The sequence below is a fragment of the Parabacteroides sp. AF21-43 genome, assembly GCF_003635435.1.
Taxonomy (GTDB): domain Bacteria; phylum Bacteroidota; class Bacteroidia; order Bacteroidales; family Tannerellaceae; genus Parabacteroides; species Parabacteroides distasonis.
The window spans coordinates 36,947-57,145 of record NZ_QTMG01000034.1; the positions used below are offsets into that span (position 1 = coordinate 36,947).

Consider the following 20,199-nt stretch of genomic DNA (forward strand, 5'->3'; position numbering starts at 1 on the left):
TAATGGGTTTATATGCCTGCAATATACAAAAAAGAGGAACAGATTGGTATTCTGTCCCTCTTTTTTTATCTTATTTCTTGTTCCTTATAAACCTTGTCCGTGGCAGTTCTTGTATTTCTTGCCACTTCCGCAAGGACATGGATCATTGCGTCCTACTCGTTTCTCGGCACGGACCGGAGCTTGCTTCGGCTGAGGTGCCTCGGCTTGGGTGTTGTTTCCGCTCAAGTCTGTTTTCTCCGTGCGGTAACGGCTCATATCCTCGTGCTTCTCCGGGGCGGCCTCTTGTACGGCGATACGTTGACGGGCTCTTTCCTCGGCGATCGCTTGGGCTGCTTGCTGGGCTACGGCCGCTTGACGGGCTTGCATGGCTTGGCGTTGCTCCTCGGTCGGCTCCTCACGTACCGGGATCTGTCCACGCATCAAGATGGCGGCTGTCTTACGGTTCATGTTGTCTACCATTGTCTTGAACAGGTTGTAAGATTCAAGTTTGTAGATCAACAATGGATCCTTGTTCTCGTAGCTAGCGTTTTGTACGGAGTGGCGCAGCTCGTCCATCTCACGTAGATGCTCTTTCCATCCCTCGTCGATCATATGCAATACGATTGATTTCTGGAAGGATTTAACGATTGCCTTACATTCCGTGTCGTAAGCCTCTTTCAGGTTACAAGATACATTATACATGCGCTTGCCGTCCGTGATAGGAATCATGATGTTCTCGTACATCGCTCCTTGATTCTCGTACACTTGCTTGATGACCGGGTGAGCGACTTGCGTCATGCGTTCCATGCGACGTTTATAAGTCTTCAATGCCTCCTCGAACAATTTCTCTACGAGTTGCTCCGGTTTCATGCTCTTGAATTCGTCTTCCGTGAACGGACTTTCCATGGCGAATGTCTTGAACAATTCTAACTTGAAGCCCTCGAAGTCCTCGGCGTGTTGATCGGCGATAGCCGTAGAAGTATCGTAAATCGTGTTCAATACGTCCAGACCGATACGCTCTCCCATCAAGGCGTGGCGACGGCGGGTGTAGATTACGTTACGTTGTGAGTTCATCACGTCGTCGTATTCCAACAGACGTTTACGGATACCGAAGTTGTTTTCCTCTACCTTCTTCTGGGCACGTTCTACGGACTTGCTCAACATATTGTGCTCCAGAACCTCGCCTTCCTTGAAACCAAGCTTATCCATCAAGCCGGCGATCTTCTCGGAAGCGAATAAACGCATCAAATCGTCTTCCAGAGATACGAAGAATACGGATGAACCCGGGTCTCCCTGACGTCCGGCACGACCACGTAACTGACGGTCTACACGACGGCTCTCATGACGTTCCGTACCGATGATCGCCAAACCGCCTGCGTCTTTCACGTCCTTGGACAGCTTGATATCGGTACCACGACCGGCCATGTTGGTAGCGATCGTAACCGTACTCTTCTGACCTGCCAAGGCCACGATCTCGGCCTCTTTCTGGTGCAACTTAGCGTTCAATACATTGTGCTGGATCTTACGCATCGTAAGCATACGGCTCAATAACTCGGAGATCTCTACGGATGTTGTACCCACCAATACCGGGCGGCCTGCCTCCGTCAGCTGAACGATTTCCTCGATGACAGCGTTATATTTCTCACGTTTTGTCTTGTAGATACGATCGTTCATATCGTTACGGGCGATCGGGCGATTGGTCGGGATCACTACCACGTCCAATTTGTAGATATCCCAGAACTCGCCTGCTTCCGTCTCCGCCGTACCGGTCATACCGGATAATTTATGGTACATACGGAAGTAGTTCTGCAAGGTGATCGTGGCGAATGTTTGTGTAGCGGCCTCTACCTTTACACGTTCCTTAGCCTCGATCGCTTGGTGCAGACCGTCGGAATAACGACGTCCGTCCATGATACGACCCGTCTGCTCGTCAACGATCATGACCTTGTTGTCCATAACCACGTACTCATCATCCTTCTCGAATAAGGTGTAAGCTTTCAACAACTGGTTGATGGTATGTACACGCTCGCTCTTAACGGAATAGTTCGCCAAGATCTCGTCTTTTTGAGCTTGTTTCTCTTCCTCGGTGCCGGTCATGTTCTCCAATTGAGATAATTGGGAAGTGATATCGGGAAGTACGAAGAAGGTCGGGTCGTCCGTCTTACCGGTCAATAGGTCGATACCTTTATCCGTCAATTCGATACTGTTGTTCTTCTCGTCGATCACGAAATACAACTCATCGGTCGCCTCGTGCATATGGCGCATATTCTCGGACATGAAATATTCTTCCGTCTTCAACATTTGAGCTTTTACGCCTTGCTCGCTTAAGAACTTGATCAACGCTTTGTTGCGGGGATATCCCTTGAAGGAGCGGTACAGAAGGATAGAGCCTTCCTCAACGACCTTCTGGTCGTCGCTAGCCATTTTCTTTTTGGCCTCGATCAATAATTTGGAGCAAAGGTCTTTCTGCGCGTTCACGACAACCTCCACGTTCGGGCGGAATTGCTCGAATAATTGTTCCTCGCCACGAGGGATCGGTCCGGAGATGATCAGCGGCGTACGAGCGTCATCGATCAATACGGAGTCCACCTCATCGACGATGGAGTAGTTATGCTTGCGTTGTACCAAGTCTTTCGGGCTGATCGCCATATTGTCGCGCAAGTAGTCGAAACCGAACTCGTTGTTCGTACCGAACGTGATATCCGCCTCGTAAGCCTTACGGCGAGCCTCGGAGTTCGGCTGGTGCTTGTCGATACAGTCTACGGAAAGCCCGTGGAACATATAAAGCGGTCCCATCCACTCGGAGTCACGTTTTGACAAGTAATCATTCACGGTTACCACGTGTACGCCGTTACGTGTCAAGGCGTTCAAGAATACCGGAAGGGTAGCCACCAAGGTCTTACCTTCACCGGTCGCCATCTCGGCGATCTTACCTTTATGAAGAACGACGCCACCGAATAGCTGAACGTCGTAATGGATCATATCCCAAGTGATCTCGTTACCACCGGCTTTCCAGTGATTGGCGTAGATCGCCTTATCGTCCTCGATGCGGACAAAGTCGAAACGAGCGGCCAGATCCCGGTCGAATTGGTTAGCGGTAACTACCACTTCCTCATTCTCGGCGAAACGGCGGGCCGTATCTTTCATGATGGCGAATACCTCGGGCAAGGATTGCTCCAGTACCACTTCCATCTTGTCCGTGATGGCTTTCTCAATTTTATCTACCTCGGCCCAGATCGCCTCACGTTCTTCCAGTTCCTTATCCTCGATGCCTTTGCGAAGCTCTTCCACTTGCGCTTTCTCCTCGGCTACGTAGTCTTGGATACGTTGTTTGATCTCATCTGTTTTCGCACGCAACTCGTCGTTCGAGAGTGCCTTGATTGACGGATATACGGCCTTTACCTTATCTACGTAAGGTGTGATTTCTTTAAGGTCACGCTGCGACTTATTGCCGAACAGCTTCGTCATAAACTCATTAAATCCCATGATTCTTATGTTAATGGATAGTTGAGCAACTATCGTCTGTTATTACTTTGTTGTTTGAATAATTAGATAATAATAAATAAAAGAAGAGCCACACAACCCTTGATAATTATCAACTTTAATGATCAATTCTCTATTATTTGGTTGTCAGCTCCCAGAGTGGCAAGCTTTGCGTAGCGTTTGGTGGCCTGATTCTTAGCACATGGGTTACCGTGGGGGCTACCTCAGTGGCCTTGACTTCGCGGTAGATATGTTGGGGTTTCAACCCGTTGCCCATAAATACCAGCGGGGTGATAACAGCATTATTGCGTATAATCTTGACTTTTTCTTTCGGATTGTCGAGGTTCACTTTCCAACCGGGTTGCAACTCGATGATCAGATCGCCCCGTCTCAAATGGTGCGTACCTTGACGGAATTTGGCGGTTCCCTCGTTCCAGTCGCCCGTAAGCAAGCTCCTGCCCGTGGTGACGAGTTGTACGCCACTAAATTCCTGTATGAATTCGGCGGCCTTGTTCTGTAAAGTCGTCAAATCCAGCTTGGCGTCTTCTATCGCCTTGCGGTTCAAGTAGATCTGGTTGTTGTAGTATCCTTGTACCCAACTGGTATGTTGGCCGTAAATGGCCATCAAGTACATATTAAGCAGGGCCAGACAACGTTTCGGGTGGAACTCGCCACCGTTCACCATCAGGCCGTCCGGATAAGACTCCTCGCTTTTATAATAACCGGAACCGGTGAAGACTACCAATGTATTGGCCAAGCCCACTTTCTTGTCGATCGTATCCAGTAGCTTCTCGATATCTTGATCGAGTTGATAATACGTATCTTGAATCTCCCGGGTGTATTCTTTGCTCATCGTACCCCGGTAATTGCCCGCGTAGTACGTGATAGACAACATATCCGGGCAACTGCGTGTACCAAACCCTCCGTACTCTAGGAACTGGAGGGCCAAACGATTGATCTCCTTATTGATAAACGGCGAGGTCTTTAGGTTCGGATAGCAGTTCGCGAACTTCTCGCTGAACGTATAGCGGAAAGGAAGATCATCCAATACGTAAGGAAAGGCATCGTATTTCTCCATCGGAAGGGTAGGAGTCCATACCATGGTTTCCAAGCGTGACACCAAGGATTCCGGGCCGTTATTATAGCGGTCTACATACCAAGGGATACCCTTATAGTACGTCGTGGTAGCCCATTTCCCGTTGGTGTTATCCATCCAGAAAGCTCCGTTGGCCGCATGTCCGGCGGAAAGGATGGCGCTCTCGGCATCCGGGGCGATGGAATATACGTCGCTTCTTCCTTGAGAGGCGATTTTCAACTCGTCGCCGATCGTGGAACTGAATAAATTTTTGGGCGAATAATTCTCTTTCGTGTAATTACCCAGATATTCAGGATCATTTAAGATCGAGACCTCTTTCTCTTTCTCGAAATCAAACGTCTTCTCCCCCGCGATACCGCTGAAGCAAGGGTTGCTTCCGGTAAAAAGAGTCGCGAACGCGCTGGCTTGGTCTATGTCCGAGAACTCGAAGCGGATATTGTTGTACACCAACCCCTCGTTCATCAAACGCTTGAAGCCACGTTCACCAAATGTATTATAAAAGTATTCTATATAGTCGCCCCTTAGCTGATCCACAGTAATACATACCACCAATTTGGGGGTACGTTGCTGCGCCTCAAGGTTTGTTACCACGAGGATAGCGATAAGTGACGTTATAATTTTTCTCATCCGATTCTCCATATATTTCTGTAAACACCCCAACCCGAACGAACCCAAATCGAGGCTACAAGCGGAATAAAGGCACTGTTTAGATGTTGCGGAATGAAATACCATCCCAGTAACATCAGCGTAAGCGCCGCAAAGTTAATAAAATGATAGTAATATGCAGCCTTCTTCAGCTTTTTTACGCAAAACAAAATAACAGCGATCAAATCCAGCGGCTGTAACCATACCAAAGACCAGTTCGGCCACGTGCAGGGATGGACGGATATGAAGCTAAGAAAGAAGAGGATGACACCTCCGGCTCCGGCTACCGAGAAAAGGACACAATCCACCCACAAGAAGTATTTTTTTTTGCGCCATTCGATCCAAGTAAGCCCTAAAACGATTCCGAACAGAAGCCAAGCGCAGACTAAAGGAGTGAATAAATCCCAGATATCTTTTTCCGGCTCGTCGGCTTCCCCGGCTCCGATCACGTGGGTCTCGCTCACCAATGGGCGGATTGTCCCGTCCGGGCCCGTGATGGTGGCTTTAGAGAACGCTTCTTTTAGATAAGGGGGGAGGAAGAGCATCTCGTGCTGGGTGGCCTCCCGGTCGGTGGGGCTGCCTAGCGCTAGGTCGCATCCGAATGTGAGCCACGGATGGTTTCGGGTACAATAATTAATAAGATCCCGGAAGGTCTGGGATTGATAGGGATACTGATAATCGACGCTCCCGTTGATCTCCTTTTCCAAGATCGCGGCAGGGCGGGTAGCGCAATTATCGAAGAAGAAGTTATAACGATATACCCTGTTCTCCGGCCTGTAATTAATAAGCAGGGCATCCCATATATGCTCTTTCTCTTCTTGGGTGAGGTTCAATACTTGCTCCGTGATATCGCTGCCCCGCATTTGGTACTCGATCACGTAGTCTTGGAAATCGGCTACTCCCAGTTTATAATCCGTCTCTCCTTTAGCGAATCGGTAGATAAAATTAGGCTTGGAGAAATCAAATATACCGTAATTGAATATATAATCTATATTTTGCTTGGGATCGTATATGCGTAGAGCGGCATGCCCGTACACGGTGAATACCTCTTCATCGTATGGTGCGCTGGTCATCAGACTGATACGGGCTTCCTCGCTCAGTTTGGGTTGCGCCATCGCCGATAGGGAAAGAATCCCCAGCAGAAATAGAAATATGCTTTTTGTCATTCTCTTCTTGATTATTTGACGCAAAGGTAGATTATTTTTCTTAAACAGTATAGATCGTTTAAGCATAACATATGGCTTTATGTCGAGAAAAGAGATAGCTTTGTTTTTATTATAAAGGGAAAAGGAAACTTGGTTACGTCTTTGATTATAAGAGTGTTGCAGTTTTTGCGGATTTTTTTTAAGAAACTTTAGTTTCTTCTAGGGAAAACAAAAGTTTTCCTATGAGGAAACAGAAGTTTCCCTTGCACAAAACTCTAGTTTCTAGCTAGAGAAACAGACGTTGCTTTTAGAAGGAGCATTGAGGAGATAAAACAAAATTAGGCGACCATCCTTATTTGGATAATCGCCTAATGCCTGATAGAGCGGTAGGCGAGGCTCGAACTCGTGACCCTCAGCTTGGGAAGCTGATGCTCTACCAACTGAGCTACTACCGCATTGCGAGTGCAAATGTATACAAATCTTTCTTTTTTTAGTAACTTTGGCGAGAAAATTTTATAAAAAAGAATTAAGTATGGAAAAACTAGTCTTGATAAAGGTAGGAGGGAAGATCGTTGAGGAAGAAGAAACGCTTCGTCAATTATTGAACGATTTCGCTGCTATCGAGGGATATAAGGTCTTGGTGCATGGGGGAGGACGCTCGGCTACCAAGCTTGCCGCCCAATTAGGGATCGAGAGCAAGATGGTGAACGGTCGCCGTATTACGGATGCCGAGACCTTGAAGGTCGTGACAATGGTCTATGGCGGGTTGGTGAATAAAAACATCGTAGCGGGCTTGCAGGCGTTGGGCGTAAACGCTTTAGGATTGACCGGTGCGGACATGAATTTGATGCGCTCCGACAAACGTCCCGTGGCAGAGGTGGATTATGGTTTCGTAGGCGACGTGAAAGAGGTGAATGCCGATTTGCTAGCCTCTCTTATCCATCAAGGTATCGTGCCGGTACTGGCTCCTCTTACACATGATAAACAAGGCCATATGTTGAATACGAACGCTGATACGATAGCGGGAGAAGCCGCTAAAGCGTTGGCGAAACATTTTGAGGTGACATTGATGTTCTGTTTCGAGAAAAAAGGCGTTTTGTTGGACGAGAACGATGATGAGAGCGTGATACCGGAAATCGATCGTATAGCGTTTAAGGGATATGTAGAACAGGGAATTATCCAAGGGGGCATGATCCCAAAGCTAGAAAACGCTTACCAAGCGATAGACGCCGGGGTGAAGCAGGTGATTATTACGCAAGCCTCGGAGATTCACCAAGGAAAAGGGACGAGAGTCTTTTAAATAAATGAGGGGCTGTTTATAGCCCCTCACGTACATTATATAATAGGTCTATCAAAGACTCCGAATCTTGATATTACGGAACCAGATTAATGAATCCCCGTGTTTTCCTTGTAATCCGATAAATCCTTTTGTCGGTAATTCGGCGAAAGGTTTGGGCAGCCAGCTTGGGATATCGCTTCCATCCGGGTTCTTGGTGCCGGAAGTCCATTTGCTCATATCCATTTCGGTAACTTTCTTTCCGTTGAGGATAACCATGATATGTTGTCCGGCGCATTTGATACGCATATGATTCCACTCCCCGGGTTTTTTGACTACCTTGTCTTGCACGGCGCCTAGATGTCCGTAAATGGCTCCGCATTTCTCATACGGCTTGCCGTTTCCCCATTTTTCACAATGGTCGTCCGCTATCTGTATTTCTACCGAGTTGGGTATCCAATCCTTCGTGTCCGTACAGTAAACGACTACTCCGCTGTTCGTGCCCACGTCGGTCTTAAAATCAAGATCCAGCTCGAAGTTCTCATATTCATCCTTTGTCCAGATAGACTCGTCCTTCACGGCACCTAACACGCCATCAGTCTCGCTCCAAACTTCCGGATTGTAGTTGGCGTTTTCCAGATTTTTACCGAAGAGAGGCTTCCATTTATTGTTATCCGCCGCGAATGAGGAGAATGTACCTGCCACACACCATAAAGTAGCCATGGCTAAAAGAAAATGTTTCATGCTATTAGTTTTAAAGATTTACGTGAGGCAAATGTATTCATTTATTTTGGAAGAAACATAGTCTACGAAGAACGATTTTATTTACAAGTGAAAGCGAAATAGGTTGAAATGCTATGATTCTTAAGGAAATCTTCTTTTTTTTATCAAAGATCAAATAGTTTGTTAAAATGATATTAAAATCTTGTATAATCTTTATTGTTGTAAAATAGATTAACTGAAAAATACCTATTGCTTGATTGGTTTTGTGTTATTATGATATTGCTTATGTGTCAAAATATGAATTTAATAGGTCTAAAAATGACGTTGTGAAATATATTTGACTGTTTTAATGACACAAAATCATGGTGTTATTTGTTTTTAACAGAAAATATTCTTTATATTTGCAGTGTGAAGATTAGGTGTATGTGTGATTGTATGTAAAAGTAAAGTAAATATTTTAATGTAATTTTATATATATGCATGTATAATCCTGCTGTTATAAACTAAGTTCTTCGTAAACTATGGTAAGTTATGTGTGAATTTTGATTTAAATAATTAATTGTTAAATAAAAAGTGTGTTTATGAGAAGGTTGACTTTTTTGTTATTATGCTTGTTTATAGGCATAGGAGTCGCAACGGCACAGACGATGAAGATAACAGGTAATGTTATATCATCGGAAGATCAGCAACCCGTGATCGGTGCGGCTGTCGTTGTGAAAGGCACTACGATTGGTACGGTTACGGACTTTGAGGGAAACTTTAGTTTAGATGTACCGAGAGACGCTAAGATGATCTTTATTTCTTATGTAGGATTGAAAACGAAGGAAGTCCCTGTGGCATCCGTGATCAACGTTGTTTTGGACTCGGATTCAAAAGCGTTGGATGAGGTGGTTGTAACCGCTATGGGTTTGACTCGTGAGAAGAAAGCCTTGGGTTATGCCCTGCAAGAGGTGAAATCTGATGAGTTGACAAAAGCTGGCCAACAGAGCTTGGCGACCTCACTTTCCGGTAAGATCGCCGGTGTGCAGATTACTTCTCAAGGTGGACAGGTTGGTGCGTCGCAGAATATCGTGGTTCGCGGTAATTCCTCTTTTGGTAATAACCAACCGTTGATCGTCGTGGACGGTGTGCCTATCGCTAATGATAATGCGAAAGGTGCCACTGTAAACTTGGGTTCCGGCTTGAATGATATTAATCCGGAGGATATAGAGTCTATCTCTGTGTTAAAGGGTGGATCTGCCGCTTTGTATGGTATGCGTGCCGGTAATGGCGTTATCTTGGTTACTACTAAATCCGGTAAGAAAGACAAGGGTGTATCTATCTCTTATGAGGGTGATATCACGATTGACCGGGTTTATAATTTGCCTAGATTGCAGAATAAGTACGGACAAGGCTATTACGCTTCCGAGTATGATTGGAAGGAAGCGCAAGCGGGGGGATATTCTGGCGATTATCAAGCTTTTGCCTTGGAGAATGGTTACAATTATGTAGATGGTATGGGGAGTGGTATCAACGATAACGCGGATGAGTCTTGGGGACCTCGCTTGGATATCGGATTGAATTTGCCGCAATACAATAGCCCGGTGATCGATGGCGTGCGTCAGGCTACTCCTTGGGTTTCCTGCCCGGACAATATCAAGAATTTCTTCCAAACGGGTTATTCTATGAATCATACGGTGGCTTTGTCTGCCTCTACGGATAAAACGTCTACACGCGCGTCTTTATCTTTCCGTGATCAAGGCGGTACGACCCCGAACACTGATCAGAAGCGCTATGCTATGGCGGTGAACACGAAAATGACGTTTAATAAGTATATTGATTTCGACTTGTCCGCGAATTATATTCGCACGAAAAGTGCGAACTTGCCGGGTACGGGATATAACAGTACGAATGCTTTGCAGTCTATCATGCAGTGGTTTGGTCGTCAAGTTGATTTGAAGGATTTGAAGAATAATTGGGATCAAGTGGATGAGTATGGAAAATATACGCATTATAACTGGATACAGTCTTTCCATGCGAATCCGTATTGGACATTGAATAAGAATACCAATAGTTATGATCGTAATCGTTTCTATGGCAAGACCTCTTTGTATATCAAACCGACCGATTGGTTAAAGTTTGAAGGTCGTATGGGCTTGGATCATTACGATTCTAATCAGTTCTCTCGTATTTTATGGAATATCGACTATCCGAATGGATATTTCCGTAGCTTCGACCGTTCGATGACTGAGTTTAACGCAGACTTTATCGCCTACGTGAACAAGAACTTCGGTGATTGGGCCTTGAATGGTTTGGCTGGAGCCAACTATCGTGATTATCAAACAGCTATCATGGGGACAGGTGCGGACGAATTGACCGCAGAGGGGTTGTTTACCGTAGCGAACGCTCATGGAACCCCGTACACCTTGAACGACCATGAGAAACGTCGTTCAAACTCTGTATACGCTAATGCCTCTATCGGCTACAAGAATATGGCTTATGCCGAGGTCAGTGTCCGTAATGACTGGGACTCTACGATCAAGGACGCTTTCTTCTATCCTTCTTTCAGTGGTAGCTGGATCTTGACCGAGACATTCCCCGGATTGCAAAATGGCGATTATTTGAATTTCTTGAAATTACGTGGTGGTTGGGCAAAGATCGGTTCCGCAACGGACCCGTATCGTTCGAACGCTTATTATTCATTGATCAGTTCTTCGTTCAATGGTACTACATTGTTCTATAATCCGACAATCCTTCCTCCTACAAATCTTCGTCCGGAGAGCGTAAAGACTTGGGAAGTTGGTGTTGAGGCTAATTTGTTCAACAATCGTTTGCATATTGATGCCGCATATTATAATAAGGTGACGAGCGATCAGATCATGAATGCGAACGTGGCTACCTCTACTGGTTATACCTCTATGTATATCAACGCTGGAAAGATCAGCAACAAGGGTGTCGAGTTGCAGGTATCCGGTGATATCATCAAGAATCCGAAGGGATTCAACTGGACGGCTACGTTGAACTGGGCGAAGGATAAGAGCCGAATCGATGAGCTTTATACAGATCCCGTTACCGGACAGTCCTTGGACGCTTACCAAATCGGTAGTAGCTGGAGCGTGAAGAACTATGCTATGGTCGGTAAGAGCTGGGGTACTTTGGTAGGTACAGGTTACGTATATAATGAGGATGGCTCGATCTTGGTAGAGGATGGTATTCCTGTCTACGAGGCTGGAAAAGAGATCGGTGATGTTACGCCGAAGTGGTTGGCTGGTTTCAGCAATGAGTTCTCTTATAAGGATTGGAGCTTCGGTTTCTTATTGGATTTCCGTTTGGGCGGTGACGTGTATTCTGTTACACAAGCATTCGGTTCTCAGACAGGTATCTTGAAACACACAGCAGAAGGCGATTTGCGTGAGAATGGCGTCGTACTTGGCCAGAATTATATGACGGACAAGGTCTTCAAGACCGCTGATGGTAAGATTAATGATGTCGCTGTCAACGCGGAGGACTTCTTCTATAATTATTATACGATTTGTGAGATGTCGGTATTCGATGGTTCTTACTTGAAATTGCGTGAGGCTCACCTGACGTATAATTTCCCGAAATCAATTCTAGAGAAGACTAAATGTATCAAGGCCGCTCATGTATCATTGGTTGGTACGAACTTGGCGTTGCTTTGGGTGCATAAGTCAAATATCGCTCATATTGATCCGGAGTCTACAAGTACCGGTGGCGATGACCCCGAGACTACGGCTACAAGCAGAGGATTTAACTCTGGTGTAGGTTTTGAGTCCAACTCTTATCCTCCTTCTCGTAGCTTTGGTCTTAAATTAGGTGTAACATTTTAATCAACATTAATCTGAGGAATTTAATATGAAAAGATATATCAAGAATTTCATGATGGCTATGATGGTCGGTGCTACTGTATTCGGTAGCTCGTGTACCGATTCGTTTGAGGAGGTCAATACAGACCCGGATAGCCCTACGGATGTGCCTACGACGAATCTTCTGGCGTATTCTTTATATTACACATCCTATCGTCTGTATGATCGGTGGTTCGCGATGGATGAGCCGATGACTTTCTGCGGATATGCTTCGAAGATGACTTATATCGACGAGTCCCGCTATAATTTCCGTACGGGTGTACAGGATACGAACTGGGAGTATTTGTATCGTATATTGAATAACCTAAAAGATATCGAGAAGCGTGCCACGTTTAATGAGACTCCTAATATGCTGAACGTATCGAAGGTTATGCAGGTTCATTTGATGCAGGTAGCCACGGATCGTTGGCGGGATGTCCCTTATACGGATGCCGCTAAGATGACAGATGGGGTCTTGCAGCCGAAATACGATAAGCAAGAGGATATTTATCCGGGCTTATTGGCTACGTTGAAGGAAGCTGCGGATGGCTTTGCCGATGGTGGTAGTGATGACTTAGGCGAGGGAGACTTGTTATTCGGTGGTGATATCGAGAAGTGGCAGAGATATTGTAATTCTATGCGTCTTCGTTTAGCGATGCGTATCTCAGAGGTTTCCCCGGCGTTGGCTAAGGAGACCGTAGAGGAAGTCATGGGTAATCCCACTAAGTATCCGATCATGGAAAGCAACGATGATAATGCTTTCTTCTGGTGGATCGGAACAGACCCCAACTATTACGAACCGATGGCAGACGGTTATCGTACACGTAAGACGGAGTATTGTGCCGCAGACGTGATCGTGGATCATATGAATACACGTGAGGACCCTCGTTGCTCATCTTATTTCCAACCCACAAAAGAAAGTGTGGAGGCCGGTGAGCCTAAGTATGTAGGTTATACGATCGGGGCGAAAGCGAATGCGGTAGCTTCTAAATATTCCATTTGGGGAGCACGTTTCTTCACGGACTTGGCTGGTTTTTCTCCTTATATGCGTGTCGCTGAGCCTTGGTTCTGTGTCGCTGAGGCATCTATGTTGGGATGGAATACCGGAATCTCCGCAGAGGACGCATACAATAAGGCTGTTACCTATTCCATGGAAGAGAATAGCGTATCTGCCGAAGATATAGCGGATTACCTTGCGAACGCGGGTAAGTTCACGAATGATAAGAAACAGATTTATTATGAGGAATGGGTTGCCATGTTCAAGCAAGGAATGGAAGGTTGGTCATTGTATCGCCGTACAGGCGTGCCAGACAACTTGTATCCGGCTCCGGGCCGTCCGGCAAACTATTCTAATCATAACGTACCCCCGTTCCGCTCTCCGTATCCTGATAAGGAACGTAATTTGAACAATGCGAATTGCGCTCCGTTTGATGCGGAAGTCGTGGATAATTTGTGGGGTAAACAAATGTGGTGGGATACACGTACAGGCGTTCATTAACTACTAGTTAACATAGACATACCAAGTGCCTGTATACTATAGAGGGGCTGCTCGTGATGAGTGGCCCCTTTTTTTGTCATTATGCTGTCATTTTTAAATAAACTATGTACCTTTGTCCGGCTTATTTAGAAAAAAGATGGAAAAAGAAGGAATGATGGTGGTCGATATTAAGAATATCGTTACTCGTTTGCCGGAATTGCGGTTTACGACACCCGTGAATTGGAGAATTGATGAAGGGCAGCAATGGGCTGTAATCGGTCCGAATGGTGCTGGTAAAACCTTGATAGCGGATATTATGCAGCGTAAATTCGCTTTTAAGGAAGGTGAGGTCGTGTTCTCCGGGGATGGTAAGGTGAGTGACTTTATCAAGAGCATAGCGTTTAAGGATATTTATTCGTTGGCGGATTGCCGGAATTCTTATTACCAACAGCGTTGGCATTCGACAGAGACGGAGGAGATGCCTATTGTCGAGGAATTGTTGAAGGAATATGCGGGCTCTGATAATTTAGCGAAGATATTGACTCTTTTCGGTATAGAGGATTTATTGCCTAAGCGGTTGATCTTCTTATCAAGTGGTGAATTACGAAAATTCTTGATTGTCAGGACGTTGCTTAGCCGTCCTCGTGTCTTGATCTTGGATAATCCTTTTATCGGCTTAGACGCTCCTTCCCGGGATTTATTGGTAGAGATGCTGGGGCAAATGACAAAATTGAATGGTGTTCAAGTTGTCTTGTTATTATCTAACCCCAATGACATACCGGCAATGATCACGCATGTATTGCCTATCCATGATTGTACTTGCTTGCCTCCGCTGACTCGAGAGGAGTTTATGTCGGATACGGAATTAATCGCCCGTCTTTTTCCAACGGAAGGCATTCATGCATGCGAGGAAGTTGGAAAGGTTCGTTTGCCTGTGGATATGAACAAGATAGCCTCTTTACATGAGGTGACTTTACGCATGGAACATGTGAAAATACGCTATGGTAGCCGTACGATCTTGAAAGATTTGGATTGGGAAATCAAGAATGGGGAGAAGTGGGCGTTATTCGGTCCGAATGGCGCTGGTAAATCTACCTTGCTGAGTTTGGTTTACGCGGATAATCCCCAGTCGTATGCGAATACGTTGTATTTGTTTGATAGAAAGAGAGGTTCCGGGGAAAGTATTTGGGATATCAAGAAGCGTATCGGATATGTATCGCCGGAGATGCACTTATATTATAAAGAGAATGTCCCTACCTTGAATATTGTCGGTTCCGGCTTTTTCGATTCGATCGGCTTGTTTCGTAAGTGTAATGCGGAGCAAGAAACGGTAGCCTTGGAGTGGATGAAAGTTTTTGGCATCGAACATTTGAAAGACCGTTTATTCTTGACCTTATCATCGGGAGAACAACGTTTGGCTTTATTAGCGAGAGCTTTCGTGAAAGATCCCGATTTAATTATATTAGATGAGCCTCTCCACGGTCTGGATGTGAGCAATAAGAAAAAGGCGGCTGCTATTATCGAGCAATTCTGCGATCGCCCGGGAAAAACCTTGATTTACGTAACCCATTACCCGCATGAATTACCTGCTTGCGTAGACAAGCGGTTCGAGCTAGTGAAGCATGCGTAAATTATCCTTATAAGGACTTGAAAAAAACATAGTTATGATTTTTCAAAAGATAAGTATGAATTGAAAAAATCATAACTATGAATTTATAAGGTCATTTAACGGCTACCACCCGCCCACCAGACCGGTTCGCTGTATACATATTGGCCATCGCCAACAGCTTCCTTGATATTGTTATTTGCTGTTGCGTCACCAGAGCCATAAATGAAGCGTAATGGGAATTTACCTTTATTTTTTAATGTGATAAAGTCTTCACCCGCCGCTTTTAATCTACGATAATCGTTATAAGCCTCGACAGCCTCACCTGATGCGCCAAAGAAAGCAAGATATTTCTGGATCATGGTTTCTTTCAGCGGGTTAGCCTCGAATAACGGTTTTACGTTCTTATCAAAATATTCAGCGGCAACCTCTTCTGTTAGATCGGCTTTTGCTGTAGCCCCTCCATAATTTAATAAATCCGGGCAATTGATCGTTGCTTGGATAGAACGATTCATGTTATTAAATGCTACTTGTATCGCCTCTTTTAGTATTGGTTCAGCCTCGTCTTTTTTATTCAATCGACAAAGAGCTTCTGCTTTCAGGAATAATAATTCATGATAACTTAGCATCATTGTCGGAGCTAAAGAAGAGCCATAAAATATGGAAGTGTCGTATGTGAATTGCACTTGTTCAGGCTTCCCGTTTGGTGCGGCGTTAACCTCTGAAGGATCTTCACGTTGTACCCAGTCCGGGTCCATAAAGGCACGTGTTCCCCTCGGATCGTTACGTTCTACAAACTTTTCCACTATACTTTGGCTAGCGGCTAGAGCATCACGAGTAAAGCAGAACCCAAATAGAGGATTGATATTGGTGACACCATCATAGAAATTAAATTTTAACTCTTCGCTTGAAGATTCAAACGATTTAGATATGCAATCTAGGACAGTGTTCAATGAAGCGGTCTTGTCCGATGCTCTATTTAAGAGATGCATTGTTAATCGGGCTTTTAAGGCGTAAGCCGCTTTTTTCCATTTACCTCCGTTGCCCCCATAAGCCAGATCATTTGTTCCTACCGCTCCCATGGCATCTGTACCATCGAAATTACTGATAGCGTCATCTATTAATTTAAAGATGTCACTGTAAATAGATTCTTGAGAGTCTATTTTAGGCTGCATGCTAATATTCATATCGCAAGCTTCTGTCCAAGGCACATCTCCAAATAAATCGGTAAGTACCGCTAGGTTATAGGCGGCGAAAAACTGTCCGATTCCTAGCGTGATTTGGTTACCTGCTTCTTCTCCTTCTCCGGAACACTTAGCTATTACTGTTTTAGCGTTCTTTAGGTTGGTATAGGTAGAAGACCATACATTGTTATAAGTATTTGTTGAAGATGGTTCTCCATTTCGAGTCTCGGCATTGAATAACTGATTATGAATACCTGCTTCTTGCTCAATATATACAGATGCATAAGTAGAGAAATCGCCTCCTACGGTGCTGAATGCGGTAGAAGTGATCAAGTCTGTTACAATAAATTTGGCTTGTACATCCTGTGCGTGATTTTTGTCTACATTAATATCGTCCATTACGCTATCTGTACAAGAAATCATAGGAACTGCCAGCAATGCCAGAGCCAATAATCCATGCGTTAACTTATATTTATTCATATGAGTAATCATTTTAGAATTTAACATTTAGACCAAAACCGTAACTAGAAGTTGTTGGTAATGAGAAACGTTCAAAAGAACCAGCCATATTCGTGTTTCCTTGAGTGGATTCCGGGTCTATGTTAGCAAGTTCGGACCAAACCAAGATATTTCTTGCGAAAACATTCAAGTTGACTTCTAACCATTTTTTCTGGAATACAGGATAACTAACAGCTAATTCTCTTAATTTAATAAACGAGCTATTATATACGGAAGATTCATTGATATTATTGATAGTCTCATAATAATGTTGCATCTCGTTCGCTCCGGATATAGGTGTCGTGTTTTTGGAACCATCTTCCTTAACTCCTTCAACAAGGAATGATCCTTCTCGATTTTCAGTGTTTTTACTTACACCATACATGTCAAGAAGACCATTTGTACCACAATAAATCTGTCCTCCTTGCTTCCAGTCGAATACAGCGCTAATGTTGAATTTCCACAAACGTAAATTTGTATTGAAACCAAGGATGAAATCAGGAGAGACTTTACCGATTACATCATCTTTACCAGCCATGGGAACTCCATCCTCGTCGACAATCAAGTTACCGTTATCGTCTCTTGCGTAAGAGACTCCGTATATTACCGGGAATTTATCACCAATACCCGCACGTACTTGAGGAGTCGTAAATCCGCCTAAGAAGATACTTTCTACTCCGGGAGCCAATTCATCTACATAATTATCGATCTTACTCCAGTTGATCCCGATATTCCAATCTACATTCTTCAAACGGATTGGATTGATATTCACCGTTAACTCATGAGCGTTCGTGTGAATCTTTCCTCCATTTGTCATAAAACTGCTTGATCCCGTGGAAGAAGCTAATGGTACTTCGAAAATTTGATCTTTTACATTTTGGCGAGAGTAAGTGTAATTAATCGATACCAAATTGTTGAAGAAACTAATATCCGCTCCTAGTTCATAAGAACGAGTATTTTGAGGTTTCAAATTAGGGTCATACACGATCCCATATTCCGTGAAAGCATTTTGGCTATCGATAGGATACATCAAAGGTGTCCCGCTATAAAATCCTCCACCAAAAGAAGGAGTCGTATAGTAGTTCTGATAGTATTTCCCGGCTTGTCCAACCTCAGCGTACGAAGCACGTATTTTTGCGTAATTTACGATTTCATTCTTTAAAGGTTCTAATTCTGTCAATATCCAGCCTACCGATACGGAGGGGTAGAAAAATGAGCGGTTACCTGCCGGCATTGTAGATACATAGTCATTACGGCCCGTAACATTTAAATATAACATATTCTTATACGAAGCAGAAAGACTGCCAAAGAAACCTACTGTACGTTGGCTGCTCTGTTTTTCTTCATTATCTTTAGTTACGGTGTTATTGATGTGATTCCATCCCGGGAAATTATATGTACCACCATATTGCCAGTAATATTTATTATTGTCTTGTACGATCTCATTACCTAGTAAGGCATCAAAGTCCCAAGCTTCGGAGATCTTCCATGCGTAAGTCGCGGTTAATAGAGAGTTGAACGTTGTTGTTGTCCATCCCGAGTTTTCTATCTGTCCTTTTCCGTTCGCATGTCCATATCCCCAAATGTCTTGATAATGGGTAGTATAAGCATCTACCCCCATTTGATATTTTACATCTAACTTATGATTTTCGGTATTGAATTTTGTACCGAAGTTTACATATGCGTTACCAAAGAAACGATTGGTCTTTTCTGTAAATTCGTTGTTGTTGACAGACCAATAAGCAGCGTCGAATCCCCCTGTACCACGATACGTGTTTTGTTGGTATAAATTATTGGCATAATGGGATGGTATACCTGCTAAATCATAATGAGCGGGTGCGGGATATACGGTCGCCACGATACCGTCATTAGCTCCGGTCGATTTTTGGATTTTTGAATTCACGAAGTTTCCGGAAAAACCGGTAGTCCAATGCTCTTCCAATCGGGATTCCGCTGTTAATTTTACATTGTAACGATCCATACCTGTAGTTGGGACTATACCATCTTGGGTAGTACTACCCAAAGAAAAGGAATAAGAGCCTCTATCCAATGCTTGTGCGACATTTAATGAATTGTTCCAAGTCGTACCTAAATCAAAGAACTCTCCTATATTATCATAAATTTGTGGAGTAGTCCATGGATCCATTCCTGCATTGGCACGTTGAGGAACGTAATACATACCTTCATGTTTGCCCGATTGCTTGGTGTATGTATTATCTGTATTTCCTCCGTAGGTAGGATCATTGGGTAATTCTGAGATTTTAGGTCCCCAGCTAGTTGAAGCGTTAGGATTGAATTTACCGTTACTACCTTGAGCGTATATGTTCTGAAGATGAGGTTTTCTGGAAATCTTGTCAAAACTCAAGTTAGAAGAAAACGATACTTGTGGTTTCCCTTTTTTTGCCCCTTTACCACTTTTTGTTGTAATAACGATTACACCATTAGAGGCACGGATACCATACAAGGCGGAAGCTGCTTGTCCTTTCAGGATGTTAATGCTCTCGATATCGTTAGGATCGATATCGACTGCTCGGTTCGCATAATCTGCTCCGCTAACGCTATCGTAAGTACTCATGTCTGCGGCAGAAGAAATAGGCATGCCATCTACAACATATAGAGGAGAGTTATCCCCCGTAAATGAACGGGCTCCACGAATCGTTATCTGAGAAGAAGCGCCGGGCATACCGCTAGATGGCTTAATCTCTAATCCGGAGACTTTTCCTTGTAAGGCTCCCGATAGGCTGGAGTTTGCCGCTTGCGTTAATTCATCAGATTTTACATCTTGTACCGCATAACCTAAAGCTTTTTTCTCTTTGGAGATACCCATGGCCGTAATAACGACTTCACTTAGGTTCTGTGCCCCTGATTGTAGCTCCACTTTCATTACAGGCTCGATAGGAACTTCTTTCGCCACCATTCCCACATAAGAGAATACCAGAGTCTTCGCGGAACCTATGAATAATAGGTTATTTTTTATTATTACTTAGTTTTCGCGGAACCTCGTTATAGTCTGAAAATCATGATGTACGCAGGAATCGTTCGCTGTTATTTTATGTATATTTTTATCTCTCAAAGTGTTAAATATGTAATTCTTTATACTTGATGTAAGCCGTAATCTCTTGTGTATATATTATAATATTTAAATTAGGGGCTAAAAAAGTCTCCAAATTTTCTACCCCGTTTATCTTTTCTTATTATTTTATTGAAATTTTTTAATTATCCTCAAATCCGCAACTAAGCTCTTC

The 20,199-nt window shown here is 44.2% G+C and carries 10 protein-coding genes and 1 tRNA gene; 4 read left to right on the top strand and 7 right to left on the bottom strand.

Features of this window, described 5'->3' with window-relative positions:
- Positions 1–84: 84 nt before the first annotated feature.
- From secA to DWX84_RS18850, 4 genes are all read right to left on the bottom strand, one after another.
- Positions 85–3,465 carry a preprotein translocase subunit SecA gene (gene secA / locus DWX84_RS18835; protein ID WP_005855607.1) on the bottom strand — a complete coding sequence of 1,127 codons (3,381 nt, stop codon included), beginning with the start codon at positions 3,463–3,465 and terminating at the stop codon, positions 85–87.
- Positions 3,466–3,598: 133 nt separating this feature from the next.
- A complete protein-coding gene (locus DWX84_RS18840) occupies positions 3,599–5,185 on the bottom strand; it encodes an alkaline phosphatase family protein (protein ID WP_083434125.1) in 1,587 nt (528 codons plus the stop codon).
- Entirely contained in the window at positions 5,182–6,369 is a 1,188-nt protein-coding gene (locus DWX84_RS18845; RefSeq protein WP_048927753.1) for a DUF4105 domain-containing protein, read from the bottom strand. The genes DWX84_RS18840 and DWX84_RS18845 overlap by 4 nt, the downstream gene beginning before the upstream one ends.
- A 361-nt stretch (positions 6,370–6,730) precedes the next feature.
- Positions 6,731–6,803: transfer RNA gene (locus DWX84_RS18850), tRNA-Gly, on the bottom strand.
- 77 nt (positions 6,804–6,880) lie between these two features.
- Between DWX84_RS18850 and argB the strand changes: the two genes are divergently transcribed.
- Positions 6,881–7,648, top strand: coding sequence for an acetylglutamate kinase (gene argB, locus DWX84_RS18855; protein ID WP_005855613.1), 768 nt, complete (start codon positions 6,881–6,883; stop codon positions 7,646–7,648).
- 51 nt (positions 7,649–7,699) lie between these two features.
- Here argB and DWX84_RS18860 read toward each other — a convergent pair whose 3' ends face one another.
- Positions 7,700–8,368 carry a DUF1080 domain-containing protein gene (locus DWX84_RS18860; protein WP_048927755.1) on the bottom strand — a complete coding sequence of 223 codons (669 nt, stop codon included), beginning with the start codon at positions 8,366–8,368 and terminating at the stop codon, positions 7,700–7,702.
- 560 nt (positions 8,369–8,928) lie between these two features.
- Here DWX84_RS18860 and DWX84_RS18865 point away from each other — a divergent pair.
- The 3 genes from DWX84_RS18865 to DWX84_RS18875 all read left to right on the top strand — a co-directional run bounded on the left by DWX84_RS18865 (position 8,929) and on the right by DWX84_RS18875 (position 15,296).
- The gene (locus DWX84_RS18865; protein WP_048927756.1) at positions 8,929–12,174 is read left to right on the top strand and encodes a SusC/RagA family TonB-linked outer membrane protein; all 3,246 of its coding nucleotides are present in this window, start codon (positions 8,929–8,931) and stop codon (positions 12,172–12,174) included.
- A gap of 25 nt (positions 12,175–12,199) precedes the next feature.
- The gene (locus DWX84_RS18870) at positions 12,200–13,687 is read left to right on the top strand and encodes a SusD/RagB family nutrient-binding outer membrane lipoprotein (RefSeq protein ID WP_008771696.1); all 1,488 of its coding nucleotides are present in this window, start codon (positions 12,200–12,202) and stop codon (positions 13,685–13,687) included.
- 136 nt (positions 13,688–13,823) lie between these two features.
- Positions 13,824–15,296: an ATP-binding cassette domain-containing protein gene (locus DWX84_RS18875; protein WP_048927757.1), complete on the top strand. Its 1,473-nt coding sequence runs from the start codon at positions 13,824–13,826 to the stop codon at positions 15,294–15,296.
- 95 nt (positions 15,297–15,391) lie between these two features.
- Here the strand turns inward: DWX84_RS18875 and DWX84_RS18880 are convergent, their stop codons facing one another.
- Together DWX84_RS18880 and DWX84_RS18885 are read right to left on the bottom strand one after the other, a co-directional pair.
- Positions 15,392–16,936, bottom strand: coding sequence for a SusD/RagB family nutrient-binding outer membrane lipoprotein (locus tag DWX84_RS18880; RefSeq protein WP_005865336.1), 1,545 nt, complete (start codon positions 16,934–16,936; stop codon positions 15,392–15,394).
- Between the two features lie 13 nt (positions 16,937–16,949).
- Complete coding sequence (locus tag DWX84_RS18885) at positions 16,950–19,892, bottom strand: SusC/RagA family TonB-linked outer membrane protein (protein WP_083434122.1); 2,943 nt, start codon at positions 19,890–19,892, stop codon at positions 16,950–16,952.
- Positions 19,893–20,199: the final 307 nt, after the last annotated feature.